At 62.6% G+C, this 16,781-nt stretch carries 14 protein-coding genes; 13 read left to right on the top strand and 1 reads right to left on the bottom strand.

Going from position 1 to position 16,781, the window contains the following annotated elements; translation table 11 throughout:
* Positions 1–187 precede the first annotated feature (187 nt).
* The 13 genes from otsB (at position 188) to MKD49_RS18755 (ending at position 15,129) form a co-directional block, all read left to right on the top strand.
* Positions 188–934, top strand: coding sequence for a trehalose-phosphatase (gene otsB / locus MKD49_RS18695; protein ID WP_034329435.1), 747 nt, complete (start codon positions 188–190; stop codon positions 932–934).
* 84 nt (positions 935–1,018) lie between these two features.
* Positions 1,019–2,908 (top strand): glycoside hydrolase family 15 protein, encoded by a 1,890-nt coding sequence (locus tag MKD49_RS18700; RefSeq protein ID WP_252697053.1) that lies wholly within the window; start codon positions 1,019–1,021, stop codon positions 2,906–2,908.
* Positions 2,908–4,302, top strand: a complete 1,395-nt coding sequence (gene otsA, locus MKD49_RS18705) for an alpha,alpha-trehalose-phosphate synthase (UDP-forming) (protein WP_039785232.1) — start codon at positions 2,908–2,910, stop codon at positions 4,300–4,302. The genes MKD49_RS18700 and otsA overlap by 1 nt, the downstream gene beginning before the upstream one ends.
* 178 nt (positions 4,303–4,480) lie before the next feature.
* The gene (locus MKD49_RS18710) at positions 4,481–4,837 is read left to right on the top strand and encodes an FmdB family zinc ribbon protein (RefSeq protein ID WP_121042382.1); all 357 of its coding nucleotides are present in this window, start codon (positions 4,481–4,483) and stop codon (positions 4,835–4,837) included.
* Between the two features lie 19 nt (positions 4,838–4,856).
* Positions 4,857–5,492, top strand: coding sequence for a DUF502 domain-containing protein (locus MKD49_RS18715; RefSeq protein ID WP_034329425.1), 636 nt, complete (start codon positions 4,857–4,859; stop codon positions 5,490–5,492).
* A gap of 96 nt (positions 5,493–5,588) precedes the next feature.
* The gene (aspS, locus tag MKD49_RS18720; RefSeq protein WP_209533794.1) at positions 5,589–7,394 is read left to right on the top strand and encodes an aspartate--tRNA ligase; all 1,806 of its coding nucleotides are present in this window, start codon (positions 5,589–5,591) and stop codon (positions 7,392–7,394) included.
* Between the two features lie 285 nt (positions 7,395–7,679).
* The gene (locus MKD49_RS18725) at positions 7,680–8,981 is read left to right on the top strand and encodes an MFS transporter (RefSeq protein WP_121042384.1); all 1,302 of its coding nucleotides are present in this window, start codon (positions 7,680–7,682) and stop codon (positions 8,979–8,981) included.
* An 8-nt stretch (positions 8,982–8,989) separates the two neighbouring features.
* A complete protein-coding gene (locus MKD49_RS18730; protein WP_252697054.1) occupies positions 8,990–10,219 on the top strand; it encodes an amidohydrolase family protein in 1,230 nt (409 codons plus the stop codon).
* 120 nt (positions 10,220–10,339) lie between these two features.
* Positions 10,340–11,245 (top strand): LysR substrate-binding domain-containing protein, encoded by a 906-nt coding sequence (locus MKD49_RS18735; RefSeq protein ID WP_252697055.1) that lies wholly within the window; start codon positions 10,340–10,342, stop codon positions 11,243–11,245.
* A 50-nt stretch (positions 11,246–11,295) separates the two neighbouring features.
* Positions 11,296–11,799: a dihydroneopterin triphosphate diphosphatase gene (gene nudB, locus MKD49_RS18740; RefSeq protein WP_121043062.1), complete on the top strand. Its 504-nt coding sequence runs from the start codon at positions 11,296–11,298 to the stop codon at positions 11,797–11,799.
* 54 nt (positions 11,800–11,853) lie between these two features.
* Positions 11,854–12,651: an endonuclease/exonuclease/phosphatase family protein gene (locus MKD49_RS18745; RefSeq protein ID WP_121042386.1), complete on the top strand. Its 798-nt coding sequence runs from the start codon at positions 11,854–11,856 to the stop codon at positions 12,649–12,651.
* A gap of 2 nt (positions 12,652–12,653) precedes the next feature.
* Positions 12,654–13,817, top strand: a complete 1,164-nt coding sequence (locus MKD49_RS18750; protein WP_039785243.1) for a phosphatidylserine/phosphatidylglycerophosphate/cardiolipin synthase family protein — start codon at positions 12,654–12,656, stop codon at positions 13,815–13,817.
* Between the two features lie 136 nt (positions 13,818–13,953).
* Positions 13,954–15,129 (top strand): acetyl-CoA C-acetyltransferase, encoded by a 1,176-nt coding sequence (locus MKD49_RS18755; RefSeq protein ID WP_039785245.1) that lies wholly within the window; start codon positions 13,954–13,956, stop codon positions 15,127–15,129.
* Between the two features lie 85 nt (positions 15,130–15,214).
* On the opposite strand, the gene MKD49_RS18760 is transcribed toward MKD49_RS18755, so the two are convergent.
* Positions 15,215–16,771: a DUF6396 domain-containing protein gene (locus MKD49_RS18760; protein ID WP_252697056.1), complete on the bottom strand. Its 1,557-nt coding sequence runs from the start codon at positions 16,769–16,771 to the stop codon at positions 15,215–15,217.
* Positions 16,772–16,781 lie beyond the last annotated feature (10 nt).

The raw sequence follows: 16,781 nt of genomic DNA on the forward strand, positions 1-16,781 counted from the left end.
TGATTGAAACGGTCGCCCGGCCTTGCCGCGCGGCCGTTTCGTCTTTTTGGGGAAGCCGCCAGAACTGCTGGGCCAGGTGCTGTCAAAGCAATTCCAACGCCCGGGTTTTCGAACTTATTCGATATTTATTTGACAATAATTCGAGAGCCACCCGGAACTTATTTGCTTTCCATCAACCTGAAATGGCATGACTGAGCACATTCGCCCCTACGATGTCGCTGCCGATGCGTTGTTTCTGGACTTCGACGGCACCCTGGTCGACCTGGCGCCCCAGCCTGAAGAGATCGTGGTGCCGCCGGAGCTGATCACGCTCCTGCAGCGCATCCAGCAAGAATCGGACGGCGCGCTGGCCATCGTCAGCGGCCGTCCGCTCGATCAACTGGATTTCTTCCTGGCCCCGCTGCGCCTGCCTGCGGCCGGTGTGCATGGTGCCGAGCGGCGTACGGCCGATGGCCGCATCCTGCAGCAACCGGTGCCGGACGTGCATCACCTGCGCGAGCGCCTGCTGCCGCTGGTGGAGTCGCATCCCGGCCTGCAGCTGGAACTCAAGCGCGGCGCACTGGCCCTGCATTACCGCCACGCCGCCCATCTGGAGCAGCGCTGCGTGGAGACCATGATGGACGCGCTGCGCCATGAACCGGGCTTCACTTTGCTGCACGGCAAGATGGTGGTGGAAGCCAAGCCGCACATCAACAAAGGCGATGCGGTCGCCGCCTTCCTGCATGAGGCCCCATTCCGGGGCCGCCGTCCGGTCTTCATCGGCGATGACGTGACCGATGAAGCCGGCTTTGCCATCGCCCAAGGTGAAGTCTTCGGCGGATTTGGCATCAAGATCGGCGCCGGCCCCAGCCAGGCCCTGCAACGCCTGGCCGATCCAGCCGCCGTGCTGGACCTGCTGCGCCAGAGCGTGGAGGTACGCAGCACCCCCGGATAGCCTTCGTACCGGCCTGTTTGCCGGCCCCGCAGCACATCGCCTTCCATCAAGAAATCTGACCCACAGAACAGAGCACGAGGAACCATGAGCCAGCCCAGCCCCAATCCGCATCAAGAAGCGCAACCGCAACCCCACTCCCAGACGCAGCATTCCGAACAACCGCACCTGGCCGCCCAGGCGCACGACATGCCCTCGACCTCCTCGCTGGAACTGGGCGTGATCGGCAATTGCGCCTTCTCGGCCTTGGTGGACAAGATGGGCCGCATCGTCTGGTGCTGTCTGCCACGTTTCGATGGCGACCCGGTCTTCAATGCGCTGCTCGACCCTACCGACAGCGGGGCACTGTGGGCCTTCCAACTGGAGAATTTTTCCCACAGCGAGCAGTGGTATGAACCCAATACCGCCGTGCTGCGCACCCGCCTGTACGATACGCTGGGCCAGGGTATCGAGATCACCGACCTGGCGCCGCGCTTTCAGAGCCGGGGGCGTTTCTTCCGTCCGCTGCAGCTGGTACGCCGCATCCATCCGCTCTCGGGCGCACCGCGCATGCGCGTGGTGCTGCGTCCCAAGTTCGACTGGGGCCGCGAAGTGCCGCCGCAGACGCGCGGCAGCAACCACATCCGCTATGTCGGCCAGGAGCAGACCCTGCGCCTCAATACCGATGCGCCCATCAGCTACATCGTCGACGAGACCGCCTTCGTGGTCAGCCGCCCCTACAACTTCATCCTTGGTCCGGACGAAACCCTGCATGGCGGCATCAACGATACCGCCCGTGATTTCGAGCAGGAAACCACCGCCTACTGGCGCAACTGGAGCCGCGCCCTGGCCACGCCGCTGGAGTGGCAGGATGCCGTCATCCGCGCCGCCATCACGCTGAAATTATCAGTGTATGAAGATACGGGCGCGATCATCGCCGCCATGACCACCAGCGTGCCCGAAGCACCGGGCAGCCAGCGCAACTGGGACTACCGTTATTGCTGGCTGCGTGACGCTTTCTTCGTGGTGCGTGCCCTCAACAGCCTCTCCGAGCTGGGCACCATGGAAGACTACCTGCGCTGGCTGACCAATGTGGTGGTGCGTTCCGGTGGCGGGCACGTGCAGCCCCTGTACGGTATCGGCCTGGAAGAAGCGCTGCCCGAGCAGATCCTGGATCACCTGCCGGGCTACCAGCATCACCAGCCGGTGCGCGTGGGCAATCAGGCGTATGAACACTTCCAGCACGACGTCTACGGCAACATCGTGCTGGGCGCGGCGCAGGCCTTCCACGACATGCGCCTGCACCATCGAGCCGGGGCCGAGCACTTCCAGCATCTGGAAGCCGTGGGTGAACGTGCTTATGAAGTCTACAACCAGCCCGATGCCGGCATGTGGGAGCTGCGTACCCGCTCGCGCATCCATACCTCGTCGGCGCTCATGAGCTGGGCCGCCTGCGACCGCCTGGCCAAGATCGCCGCCCGCGTGGACCTGCCCGAGCGCGCCCGCTACTGGGGCGACCGTGCCAAGGAAATCGGCGACCGCATCCTCACCGAAGCCTGGAATGAACAGCGCCAGGCCTATGCCGAAAGCTTCGGCGGACGCGACCTCGATGCCAGCGTGCTGCTGATGGTGGAAGTGGGCCTGATCTCGCCCACCGATCCGCGCTTCATCTCCACCGTGGAAGCGCTGGAGAAATCGCTCTGCGACGGCCCCTACATGCGCCGCTACGAAGCCCCGGATGATTTCGGCCGTCCCGAGACTGCCTTTAACATCTGCACTTTCTGGCGCATCGACGCGCTGGCACGTATCGGCCGCAAGGAGCAGGCGCGCGAGATCTTCCAGGCCATGCTGGATGCCCGCAACCACCTGGGCCTGCTGTCCGAGGATACGCATCCGGTCACGCGCCAGATGTGGGGCAACTTCCCGCAGACCTATTCGATGGTGGGCATCATCAACTGTGCGATGCGCTTGTCGGCGTCATGGGAGGCGGTGATCTGATGGGCAGACTCGTCGTCGTTTCCAATCGCCTCGCCGATCCCCGCAAGCCGGCTGCCGGCGGGCTGGCCGTCGCGCTTGGCGAGACACTCAAGAAGACTGGCGGACTCTGGTTCGGCTGGAGCGGCAAGGTCGTCGAGAACGGCACGCCCGGCGAGGGCGAGCTGCGCGTCAACCAGGCCGGCCCGGTCACCCTGGCCGAACTCGACCTGTCGCAGGAAGACCATGATGCCTACTATCGCGGCTACGCCAATGGCGTGCTGTGGCCGGTCTTCCACTATCGGCTGGACCTGGCGCATTTCGAGGCGGGTCACCTGGGCGGCTATCGCCGGGTCAACCAGCTCTTCGCGCGTAAATTGTTTCCGCTGTTGAAGCGCGATGACATCGTCTGGATCCACGATTACCACCTCATCCCGCTGGCCGCCGAACTGCGCGCCATGGGCTGCGAGGCGCGCATCGGCTTCTTCCTGCACATCCCGCTGCCGCCGCCGCCCATCCTGACTGCCATCCCTTCGCATGAATGGCTCATGCGCGCGCTGTTTGCCTATGACCTGGTGGGCTTCCAGAACCACGCCGACCTGCAGCACTTCGCCCAGTACGTGCAGGCCGAAGCGACCGCCGAGCCGGTCGGTCCCAACCAGTTCCGCGCCTTCAACCGCACGGTGCATGCCAATGCCTTCCCGATCGGCATCGACGTGGCCGAATTCCAGCGCCTGGGCCAGGCCAAGGAAGCGCGCGATACCTATGAAAGCACCAAGGCCGAGTACTCACGCCGGCGCTTGCTGATCGGCGTGGACCGGCTGGATTATTCCAAGGGCCTGCCGCAGCGCATCCGCGCCTTCCGCGAACTGCTGCGCCTGTATCCGGAAAATCGCCACAGCGCCACCTTGCTGCAGATCGCCTCGCCCAGCCGTGAAGACGTGGAAGCCTACGGCGACATCCAGCGCGAGCTGGAAAGCCTGTGCGGCTCCATCAACGGCGACTTCGGCGACTTCGACTGGATGCCGATCCGCTACATCCACCGTACCGTGGCGCGCCGGCGCCTGCCGGGTTTGTACCGTGCCTGCGCAGTAGCCCTGGTCACGCCGCTACGTGACGGCATGAACCTGGTGGCCAAGGAATTCGTCGCCTCCCAGGACCCGGACGATCCGGGCGTATTGGTGTTGTCGCGCTTTGCCGGGGCGGCCGAGCAGATGAAACAGGCGCTCATCATCAATCCCTACGACACCCACGGTGCCGCCCAGGTGATCCAGCAGGCCCTGCAGATGTCGCAGGGCGAGCGGCGCGAGCGCCATGCCGCACTGATGGAGAACATCCGCCAGTTCGACGTGCATTGGTGGTGTCGTGAATTTCTTGACACCCTGCGCAGCAGCCGCGCCGCCCCTGTTGAGGGATGAGACGGGAGCAGGCCACCGGCAGGGCCGGGTGGTGAATAAACTTTCCAAAAAGCAAATCTTTGCCTGGTGCGAGGCCCGAGCCGTCGCGCCAGCGCATCGCCTGCGCGGGCAGGTTCACTAAAACTCCGCCAAAAGCCTTTATAATTCAGGGTTTTGGAAGTTTTTTGCGGAGTTTGTCATGCCCATTTATGCGTATCGCTGCGAAGCGTGTGGTTTTGCCAAGGATGTCTTGCAGAAGATCTCTGACGATGCGTTGACCGTTTGCCCCTCCTGCAACAAGGACAGCTTCCGGAAGCAGCTGACTGCGGCCGGCTTCCAGTTGAAGGGTTCGGGCTGGTACGTGACCGATTTCCGGGGCAATGGCAGTGGCACGGCCAACAGCAAGGGTGCCAATGGCACCGGCATTGCCGGCTCAGCTGACGCCCCCGCTGCGCCTGCCGATGCACCTGCTGCTGCAGCTGCTCCGGCCGCTGCGCCCGCACCGGCACCGGCGGCGGCTGCCCCTGCGGCAGCGTCCACCCCCAGCGCCAGCTAACGAGGCCTTCCTTTCCCCCATGCGCAAATACTTCATTACGGGTCTGCTGATCCTGGTCCCCCTGGCGATCACGCTGTGGGTACTGAACCTGATCATCAGTACCATGGACCAGTCGCTGCTGCTGCTGCCGGAGGCCTGGCGGCCGGCGCACTGGCTGGGCCACAACATCCCCGGCCTGGGCGCGATCCTGACCTTGCTGATCGTGTTCCTCACCGGCCTGGCCGCGCGCAATTTCATCGGCCGCCGCCTGGTGCTGCTGTGGGAAGGCCTGCTGACCCGCATTCCGGTGGTGAAGTCGATCTATTCCAGCGTCAAGCAGGTTTCCGACACGCTGTTCTCGCCTTCCGGCAACGCCTTCCGCAAGGCCGTGCTGATCCAGTACCCGCGCCAGGGTTCGTGGACCATCGCCTTCCTGACCGGCGCGCCCGGTGGCGAGGTCAAGAACCACCTGCAGGGTGACTTCATCAGCGTGTATGTCCCTACCACCCCCAACCCGACTTCCGGTTTCTTCCTGATGCTGCCACGTGCCGATGCCATCGAGCTCGACATGTCGGTGGATGCAGCCCTGAAGTACATCGTCTCCATGGGCGTGGTCGCCCCCGAGATGGTCACCGACAAGAAGATCATCACCGACGCGGCGGCGCCGAAGAATTGAGGGGGCGGCCGGCAGTCCGCTGCCCGGCCAGCCCCGCCTTCGCCCTTAGCGTCTTCTCTGAAATCCAACAAGAACACTGTCAACGGAATCACAACCATGTCCATGCGAACCCAATACTGTGGCCTCACTACCGAGGCACTGCTCGGCCAAACCGTCAGCCTGTGCGGCTGGGTGCACCGTCGCCGCGATCACGGCGGCGTGATCTTCATCGACCTGCGCGACCGCGAAGGCCTGGTCCAGGTGGTCTGCGACCCGGATCGCGCGGATGTCTTCAAGAATGCCGAATCGGTGCGCAACGAGTTCTGCCTGCGTATCACCGGCCTGGTGCGCAACCGTCCGGAAGGCACCACCAACGCCAACCTGAAGTCGGGCAAGATCGAAGTGCTGTGCCAGGAACTGGAAGTGCTGAACCCGTCGGTGACGCCCCCGTTCCAGCTGGATGACGAGAACCTGTCCGAAACCACCCGCCTGACCCACCGCGTGCTGGACCTGCGCCGTCCGCAGATGCAGAACAACCTGCGCCTGCGCTACAAGGTCGCCATGGAAGTGCGCAAGTTCCTGGATGCACAAGGCTTCATCGACATCGAAACCCCGATGCTGACCAAGTCCACCCCGGAAGGCGCTCGCGATTACCTGGTGCCCTCGCGCGTGAACGCCGGTGAATTCTTCGCCCTGCCGCAATCGCCGCAGCTGTTCAAGCAGCTGCTGATGGTGGCCAACTTCGACCGCTACTACCAGATCACCAAGTGCTTCCGCGACGAAGACCTGCGTGCTGACCGCCAGCCGGAATTCACCCAGATCGACTGCGAAACCTCCTTCCTGAACGAACAGGAAATCCGTGACCTGTTCGAAGGCATGATTCGCCTGGTCTTCAAGAACGCGCTGGACATCGACCTGCCGAACCCGTTCCCGGTGATGGACTTCGCCACCGCCATGGGCATGTATGGTTCGGACAAGCCGGACATGCGCGTCAAGCTCGAATTCACCGAGCTGACCGATGTCATGAAGGACGTGGACTTCAAGGTCTTCTCGGGCGCTGCCAACAGCGAAGGCGGCCGCGTGGTCGGCCTGCGCGTGCCGGGCGGTGCTGAAATGCCGCGTTCGGAAATCGACGCCTACACCCAGTTCGTGGCCATCTACGGCGCCAAGGGCCTGGCCTACATCAAGGTCAATGAAAAGGCCAAGGGCCGTGACGGCCTGCAGTCGCCCATCGTCAAGAACATCCACGATGCGGCCCTGAACGCCATCCTGGAAAAGACCGGCGCACAAGACGGCGACCTGATCTTCTTCGGTGCCGACAAGGCCAAGGTGGTCAACGATGCCATCGGCGCGCTGCGCGTGAAGATCGGCCACAGCGAATTCGGCAAGAAAAACGGCCTGTTCGACGACGCATGGCGTCCGCTGTGGGTGGTCGACTTCCCCATGTTCGAATACGACGAAGACGGCCAGCGCTGGGTCGCCCTGCACCACCCGTTCACCTCGCCCAAGGATGGCCACGAAGACTTCATCTCGACCAACCCGGGTGCGGCCATCGCCAAGGCCTACGACATGGTCCTGAACGGCTGGGAACTGGGCGGCGGCTCGGTCCGTATCCACCGCGCCGACGTGCAGAGCAAGGTGTTCCGCGCCCTGAAGATCGATGACGAAGAAGCCCGCCTGAAGTTCGGCTTCCTGCTGGACGCCCTGCAATACGGCGCGCCCCCGCACGGCGGCATCGCCTTCGGCCTGGACCGCCTGGTCACCATGATGGCCGGTGCCGAATCGATCCGCGACGTGATCGCCTTCCCCAAGACCCAGCGCGCCCAGTGCCTGCTGACCCATGCCCCGTCGGAAGTGGACGAGAAGCAGCTGCGCGAGCTGCACATCCGCCTGCGCAATACCGAGCCGGCAGTGAAGGCCTGATCGATTCATCGATTCGACATTCAGCTCCGTATCGATTCATCGATTGGGTTGATGAATCGATGAGGGCAGCAACAAGAAGCGCGTGCAGAAATGCACGCGCTTTTTTCATTCCGGTAGCGGATTCCTAAACGATATAAACAATATAAAAAGTTAAGGCGAAAAATCGCCAAATCATTTACGCATGCATGCGCACAGAGCATGGCTGCATGCACAGATATCATTTCCGCCAGTCTCCCGCTGACCCTATTATCGGCCGCATATCAACGTCTGACATGAGGGGAGAGCATGCAAGCAACGACATTACCAGCCGGCGGGATTCCGGTGGTCACCAACCACCAGCGCCGTCGCGCGATCATTGCTACCGTGATCGGCAATGGTCTCGAATGGTTCGACTTCACCGTCTACAGTTTCTTTGCGGTGATCATCGCCAAGCTGTTCTTCCCGACCGGTAACGACCTGACCTCCTTGCTGCTGGCCGTGGCCACCTTCGGTGTGGGTTTCTTCATGCGTCCGGTGGGCGGCATCCTGCTGGGCATCTACGCCGACCGCGTGGGCCGCAAGGCGGCGCTGTCGGTCACCATCCTGCTCATGGCGGTGGGTACCACCATGATCGGCCTGGCACCGACCTATGAAAGCGTGGGCCTGTTCGCCCCGCTCATCATCGTCGTGGCGCGCCTGCTGCAAGGCTTCTCGGCCGGCGGCGAAATGGGCAGCGCCACTGCCTTCCTGACCGAATACGCGCCCGAGCGTGAACGCGCCTATTACTCCAGCTGGATCCAGGCCAGCATCGGCGTGGCCGTGCTGCTGGGTGCAGCCGTCGGTACCTTCGTCACCACCAGCCTGGATCCGCAGGCCCTGGCCAGCTGGGGCTGGCGACTGCCCTTCCTGCTAGGCATCATCATCGGCCCGGTGGGTTACTACATCCGCAATCACCTCGAAGAAACCCCGACCTTCCTCGAAGAAAAGGACAAGACCGATTCGCCCTTGAAGGAAGTGATCCGCAACTTCCCGCGCGAGACTTCGGCCAGCTTTTCGATGGTGATCCTGTGGACGGTCTGTACCTATGTGCTGCTGTTCTACATGCCGACCTACTCGGTCAAGGTCCTGAAGCTGCCGCAGACCACCGGCTTCATCGCCGGCATGGTCGGTGGACTCTGCATCATGGTGTTGGCCCCCATCGTCGGCCGCCTGGCCGACCGCATCGGACGCCGTCCGCTGCTCTCGGGTGCCGCCGCGCTGATCCTGGTGCTGGCCTATCCCATGTTCGCTTACATCAACAGCGCGCCCAGCCTGTCCACGCTGCTGATCTTCCAGCTGGTCTTCGGCACCCTGATTGCGGCCTATACCGGCCCCATCCTGGCGGCCTTCTCCGAACTGTTCCCGGCCAAGGTGCTTTCCACCGGCCTGTCGGTGGCCTACAACCTGGCCGTGACCATCTTCGGCGGCTTTGCTTCCTTCTTCATCACCTGGCTGATCGCTGCCACCGGCAACAACATGGCCCCGGCCTTCTACGTGATGATCGCCGCTGCCATCAGCTTCGTCGGCACCCGCTTCGTGCGTGAGCCGCAGTACCTGCAACAACACTGAAATTCGCCATGACCAAGATTCTCCTGAAGGGCGGCAACGTCCTCGACCCGGCCCTGGGCAGCCTGTTCCCGCGCCATGATGTCCTGATTGAAAAAGACCGCATCGTCGATGTCTCCGCTACCCCGCTGGAGGTGAGCGGCGCACGCGTGATCGACGTCACCGGCAAGACCGTCATGCCCGGCCTGATCGATTGCCACGTGCACGTGCTGGCCTCGCTGGCCAACCTGGGCCTGAATGCCTTGCAACCCGGCTCGCTGACTTCGATCCGCGCCTTGCCCATCGTCGAAGCCATGTTGAATCGCGGCTTCACCAGCGTGCGTGATGCCGGCGGTGCCGACTGGGGCCTGGCGCAAGCCATCGCCATCGGCCTGGTACCGGGACCGCGCATCTTCCCCTCGGGCAAGGCACTGTCGCAGACCGGTGGTCATGGCGATTTCCGTCCGCGTTCCGATGTGCTGGAGCCGTGCTCCTGCGCCTTCCGTGCCGGTGCCATTGCGCGCGTGGCCGATGGTGTGGATGCCGTGCGGCTGGCTGCCCGCGAGGAATTGCAGAAGGGCGCAACCCAGATCAAGATCATGGCCTCGGGCGGCGTCGCTTCGCCGACAGACCCCATCGGCAATACCCAATACAGCGAAGATGAAATCCGCGCCATCGTGGCCGAAGCCGAAGCCGCGCAGACCTACGTGATGGCGCATGCCTACACCGGCCGCGCCATTGCCCGTGCCGTGCGCTGCGGCGTGCGCACCATCGAGCACGGCAACCTGGTCGATGCCGAGGCCGCACGCGTGATGCGCGAGCACGGTGCCTTCGCGGTGCCCACGCTGGTGACCTACGATTCGCTGGCCCGTGATGGCGCGCGCCTGGGCCTGCCGCCGGATTCGGTGGCCAAGATCGAATCGGTGCGCCAGGCTGGCCGGGATTCCCTGCGTATCTATGCCGAGCATGGCGTGCAGATGGGCTTCGGCTCGGACCTGCTGGGCGAGATGCATCAGGATCAATCGACCGAATTCCTGATCCGCGCCGAGATCTTGGGCAATCTGGAAACCATCCGATCGGCTACCTCGATTGCCGCTGCGATCCTGCAGCGCGAAGGCGAACTGGGCACCGTGCGTGCCGGTGCACTGGCCGACCTGATCGTGGTCGATGGCAATCCGCTGCAGGACATCACGCTGCTGACCGGCCAGGGTGAACACCTGTCGCTGGTCATGCAATCCGGCCACATCCACCGCAGCCGCTGATCGCCGTTACTGCACCTTTTCCGCCGCCGCTTTCCGCCTGTCCTGGGAAAGCTGCGGCGGGCATGCTTTTCGCTCTACCATCTCGACCTGGATGAGACCTTTCGAGCCGGAGCGCCGACCATGCGTATATCGCCCCTTCCCCCATTACCTTCGCTGATCGCCTTCGAGGCGGCCATGCGCCATGGCAGCTTCACCCGCGCGGCGGCTGAACTGCACCTCACGCAAAGCGCCATCAGCCGCCAGATCGCCCAGCTGGAGCGCTTTCTCGGCAAGAAGCTGTTCCTGCGCGAGCCGCGCGCACTGCGCCTGACGGTGAGCGGCCAGCGCTATGCCGCGCTGGTGCAGCGCCTGCTGGTCGATTGCGCTGAAGCCACTGAAGACATCATGAAGCGCAAGGGCCATCAGGAACTGACGGTGGCCTGTTCGCAGGGGGTGGCGGTGCTGTGGCTGACACCGCGCCTGGCGCATTTTCGCGCCCAGCATCCGGATTGCCACCTGCGCCTGGTGGTCAATGACAGCCTGGCCCAGCTGTCCGAAACCGATTTCGACATGGGCATCTACTTCCTGCGCGATGGCCCGCCTTCGGGCCTGGCGGTGCGCCGCCTGTATGACGAGGAAGTGTTCCCGGTCTGCTCCCCGGCCTATCTGAAGGGCCGTACGCTGGCCCCTGCCGAGCTGCCCCAGGAAACCCTGCTGATGCTGGAGGACGGGCAGCGCCAGTGGATGTCCTGGCAGAACTGGCTGGCGCACAACGGGGTGGACGATGTGCGCATCGAACAGCAGATCCTGTCGAACCAATATCCGGTGCTGTTGCAACTGGCCATGGAAGGGCAGGGTATCGTGCTGGCCTGGCGTCACATGATCGACGCCTGCATGGAACAAGGGCTGCTGGTGCGCGCCTGTGAAGCCAATGCCAGCCTGGGCGGCGGTTATTATGCGGTGTGGCCGCGCGACCGCATCGAGCATGCAGCGGCACGGGCCTTCCGCAGCTGGCTGGTGGCCGAGAGCGAAGCCTCGCTGCTCTGAAACGCTGCCGTCCCGATACAATGGAGCCTTTCCCGCATCACGGACAGGCCATGACGCAAGCCAAGCCCTACAAGATTCCCGAATCGGTGCTGGTGGTGATCCACAGCGCCGATCAATACGTGTTGTTGATCGAACGGGCCGACCAGCCCGGCTTCTGGCAATCGGTGACCGGTTCCAAGGATGCCCTTGATGAGCCCTTGTCGGAGACCGCCCGACGCGAAGTGGAGGAAGAAACCGGCATCGTGGTGGCCGACACCGGCGTAGACTCCTTGCAGGATGGCGGAAACCGCGTGCCGCGCGCGCATCTGCGCGACTGGCAACTTTCCAACATCTATGACATCTATCCGGTCTGGCGGCACCGCTATGCGCCGGGCGTGACGAGAAACACCGAACATGTCTTTGGCTTGCTGGTGCCCCGTGATATTCCGGTGACGCTGGCCCCGCGCGAGCACACCCGCCATGTCTGGCTGCCGTATCGCGAGGCGGCCGACCGCTGTTTCTCGCCCTCCAATGCGGAAGCGATCCTGCAGTTGCCGCGCTATCTGGCGACCTAGCCAGCGTCTTGCGCGGGACCGCCACCGGACAAGAACAAGAGAAAGGTTGCATCGATGAAGCTGCGCGTTGCCACATACAACATCCACAAGGGCGTGACCTCCTTTGCCGGCCGCCCGCGCATCCTGGCGCTGAAGCAGGCGCTGGCACAACTGGATCCGGACATTCTGTTCCTGCAGGAAGTGCAGGGCCGCCACGACCTCAACGCCCTGCGCCACGCCTCCAACTGGCCGCAGCAGGGGCAGCATGAATATCTTGCTGGTGATACCCACCACGCCGCCTACGGCATGAATGCCGTGTATGACCATGGCCATCATGGCAATGCGCTCATCTCGCGTTTTGAAATCGCTTCCATCCGCAACCAGGATGTGTCGGACCATGCCTATGAGTCACGCGGCATCCTGCATTGCGTGGTGCCCATCGAAGGGGTGGAGGTGCATTGCTACGTGATTCACCTGGGGCTGTTCGCAGGGGGCCGTCGGCGCCAGATCGATGCGCTGATCCAGGCTGTGAGCGCCTCCTCGCCGCCTGATGCGCCCTTGCTGATTGCCGGTGATTTCAATGACTGGACCAACCAGCTGAGCCGCACGCTGTACCAGAACCTGGGCGTGACCGAAGTGTTCGATCAGCCGCAGCCCAATGCGCGCGGCGTGATGCATGGCTTGCGCCGGCTCGGTGGCTTGTCGGCACCGATCCGCCCGGCACGGACCTTTCCGGCCATGATGCCGTGGCTGAGATTGGACCGGATCTATGTGCGAGGTTTCCGCGTGGAAATGGCGGAGGTCCTCAAGGATGGCCCCTGGGCGCGCCTGTCGGACCATGCCCCGATCGTGACCGAACTGCAGCTGGCCTGATCTTGCGCCACCTCACCTTTACTGACGGCAACCAGATTGCGCTGCTGCACAGTGGCGCGGGGTTCTATCCCGCCCTGATCAGCGCCATCGACGCAGCACGCGTCGAGATCTATCTGGAAACTTATATTTTTTCGCTCGACGATACGGGCATACTGGTCTGCGAAGCCCTGCAAAGGGCCGCCGGACGCGGTGTTGTGGTCTATGTCATCAATGACTGGCTCGGTACCGGACGCGAAAATACTAACAAATTGCGACTCGCACTGACGGCGGCCGGGGTGCAGCATCGCTCCTTCAATCCCTGGTTCCGGCGCGGCGTGGCGCGCAGCCACCGCAAGCTGTGCGTGGTGGATCGGCAGGTGGCCTTCGTTGGCGGGCTCAACATCAATGACGACATGGTGTCCGACCGTGACCACATCACCGCGCTGCCCGCACCGCGCTGGGATTTCGCCGTGAGCGTGCTCGGGCCGCTGGTGCAGGACATCTATCGTGAAGTGCAGGCGCAATGGCTGCGTGTGGGGCGCATGAAACTGAAGGCGCGCTGGCGCAACTTCAAGCGCCTGCGCCATGGCCATCCGGGTCCTGTGCATGACCAGACCCAGGCTGCGCTGGTGGTGCGCGACAATTTCCGCAACCGGCGCACCATCCAGCGCGCCTATCTGCAGGCGCTGGGGCGTGCGCGGGAGACGGCCTTCCTCGCCAATCCCTATTTCGCCCCGGGCCGCAAGATGCGCCGCGCGCTGGAAGAAGCCGCCATGCGCGGGGTGAAGGTGACCCTGCTGCTGGGCGTGGGACAGTTCGTGATGCAGGATGCGGTGGCGCATTCCTTCTACCCCAAGCTCCTGCGGGCGGGCGTGCGCATCATCGAATACACCCATACGGAACTGCATGCCAAGGTGGCCGTGGTGGATGACAAATGGGCCACCGTGGGATCGAGCAACTATGACGGCCTGTCGCTGTTCGTCAACCAGGAAGCCAACGTGGTGGTGCAGGATCCGGCCTTCGCCGCTTACCTGCGCCAGGAGATCGAAGCCGGTGCGGCCGGGGGCCGGGTGGTGCACCTGTCGGACTTCCTGCACGTGCCCTGGTACAAGCGCGCGGCGTATGGTGCGGCCTTCCTCCTCTATCGCACGGTAATTCACATCATCACGCTCGGAAAAGACGCTTGAGACTTTTTGCCGGGTGTTTGATTTACCGAAAATTCACCATATCGCGTTCCAAGCTGAAATCGAATAAGATGACCATCCCGGTTTTCGAAGGACAGCCGTGCGCGGCTTCCTGCCATTTCAATAAAAGGAGCGAGTTATGGATGATGTGGTCATTGTCGCAGCACAGAGAACGGCGATCGGCAAATTCGGCGGATCCTTGTCGAAGATTGCGGCGGCCGATCTGGGTGCGCAAGTCATCAAGGCCCTGCTGGCCAAGACCGGCATCAAGCCGGAAGCCATCAGCGAAGTCATCCTCGGCCAGGTGCTCACGGCTGGCCTGGGCCAGAACCCGGCGCGCCAGTCGGTCATCAAGTCGGGCCTGCCTGACATGGTCCCGGCCTTCGTGGTTGGCAAGGTCTGCGGCAGCGGCCTGAAGGCGGTGCAGCTGGCGGCGCAGGCGATTCGCTGCGGCGACGCCCAGATCGTCATCGCCGGTGGCCAGGAAAACATGAGCGCCTCGCCGCACGTGCTCAACAACTCGCGTGACGGTTTCCGCATGGGCGATGCCAAGCTGACCGACACCATGATCGTCGATGGCCTGTGGGACGTCTACAACCAGTACCACATGGGCATCACCGCCGAGAACGTGGCCAAGAAGTTCGAGATCAGCCGCGAAGAGCAGGACGCCTTCGCTGCCGCCTCGCAGAACAAGGCTGAAGCGGCGCAGAAGGCCGGCAGGTTCAAGGATGAGATCGTGCCCATCGAAATCAAGGGCAAGAAGGAAACCGTGGTCTTCGATACCGATGAATTCGTCAAGCACGGCGTGACTGCCGAAGCCCTGGCGGGTCTGCGTCCGGCCTTCGACAAGGCTGGCACGGTGACGGCCGGCAACGCCTCCGGCATCAACGATGGTGCGGCGGCCGTGGTGGTGACCTCGGCCAAGCTGGCTGCGGAACTGGGTCTGCCGGTGCTGGCCAGGATCAAGGCGTATTCCTCGGCTGGCCTGGATCCCAGCATCATGGGCATGGGCCCGGTGCCGGCATCGCAGCTGACCTTGAAGAAGGCCGGCTGGACGCCGCAGGATCTGGACCTGATGGAAATCAACGAAGCCTTCGCCGCGCAAGCCATTGCGGTGAACAAGCAGATGGGCTGGGACACCAGCAAGATCAACGTCAACGGCGGCGCCATCGCCCTGGGCCACCCCATCGGTGCCTCGGGTTGCCGCGTGCTGGTGACGCTGCTGCATGAGATGGTGCGCCGTGATGCCAAGAAGGGCCTGGCGAGCCTGTGTATCGGTGGCGGCATGGGCGTGGCGCTGGCTGTGGAGCGTTGAGCCTGTTGATGCGCTTGTCGTGATGAAGAAACGCCGGCTTTTCAGCCGGCGTTTTTCTTTGGGGCAAGATCGGGGGCCCCGCCGATCAGCTTCCTTTTGCCATTGGTTCTTCCGTACTGAAATTGCGGATCGTGATGGCTTTGCGTCCTGAAGGCAGGGGCTGGTTGGCCTGATCCAGCCATTGCCATTCAATTTCTTTCGGAGAGATGTCCAGCCCGCGATCACGCGGATCGGGGAAGGGCTGCCCTTCTTCGACATAGGCCTGGCGGTTCCATTGGTTGAAGACCTTGGCCAGCGGATGGGCCGGATCAATTCGTCCGTGCCAGATACCGGTAGCGGGTGCAGGAAGCAAGCCTGTGGCGCGCAGTTCGCGTGAAGGAACGGGAATCTCGCGCAGCACGCCTTGGGGGACGCGCCAGTCTGGGACATGTCGTGCAGCTGGCGCTTTGGGAACCGGTATGCCGAGATAGTGGAAACGAAGAATGCCGGACTCTTTTGTGACGTCGTCAGGGGGAGTGAAGGATTCGCCCTGCTCATAGTGCATGGGTACCTGTGCCGCATTCCATGCGACTTGGCGGGGTGTGTAGGGTTTGACTAATTGGGCGATCCAATAGCCGCTGATGACCGCATTGGTGTTTGGATGCTGGATCAGAGGGCCACCCTGTGGCTCGTCAGGGAGGACAAAGCCGTCGGGGATGTGCGCGCGGCCTTGGCGCTGGGAAGCTGGGGAGGGTTGGATGTCCTCCAGCGAAGCTGTCTTGACGGGCTTGGCACCATCGATCAGGGTTTGCTTGTCGCCGTCCCAATAGGGGAGGATGGCGGGAGGGAGGGGGAGGACCTTGTCGAGATTCGGTAGGCGAAGGTCGGGGTTTAGGCGGAGCAGATCGGCAATGGCAGCATATCTTTCCGCGCGATTTTTATCCTGAAATTTATTGACCACCTTTCGTCCATCATCAAATTCCACGAACAGCTTGTTAGCACTTTTTTCGCTGCCAAACTTGACGCCATCGTGAAGAATATGCAATGCCCGCTCAAACTGCTCGTGAAAGCTCAGTTCGTGACCTAACAGATACGCAGCATTTCCATTTTCCTGCTGGTATCCACATTCCATCAACTTGATGGCCATCCCTCTGTTTCCCCAGAAGGCTCCTTTGGGATCATCGTAAGAGGCGTTGAGTTTATCGCCAAGGTAAGCTAACGCATCAGCGCTTCCCATGTTGGCGGCATGCGCCCAGAAAGCATATGCTCGGGTGGCATCTTGCTTAACACCAGTTCCATTCATGTGATAGGTTCCCATCAGATCAAAGGCCTTTGGGACGCCCAGTGACATTGCCTTTTCCACCATTTGAACAGCGCGCTCACTGCTACGCTCAACGCCCGTTCCTAGCAAATGAAGAGTGGCAAGGTTCAGCATGGCGCGCCAGTGATTTTGTTCAGCCGCTTTCGTCCATAAGATGGCGGCTTTTTTGTAGTCTCGATCTTCGGGCCAGAGATCGTAACTGGTGGCAGCGAGCCCTTCTCTGTACCACTGCTCAGCCTCGTCGCTGACCTGTGGCTCCAAGTCGCTTTCATATTGGCAGTTAAATTCTGTCCGATGCGGATCAAAGGCAATTAATTTCATATTGCGTGGGAGCGTTTGCATGATGCATCCA

Origin of the sequence: Herbaspirillum sp. WGmk3, from assembly GCF_023952535.1 — a bacterium.
Taxonomy (GTDB): Bacteria; Pseudomonadota; Gammaproteobacteria; order Burkholderiales; family Burkholderiaceae_D; genus Herbaspirillum; species Herbaspirillum huttiense.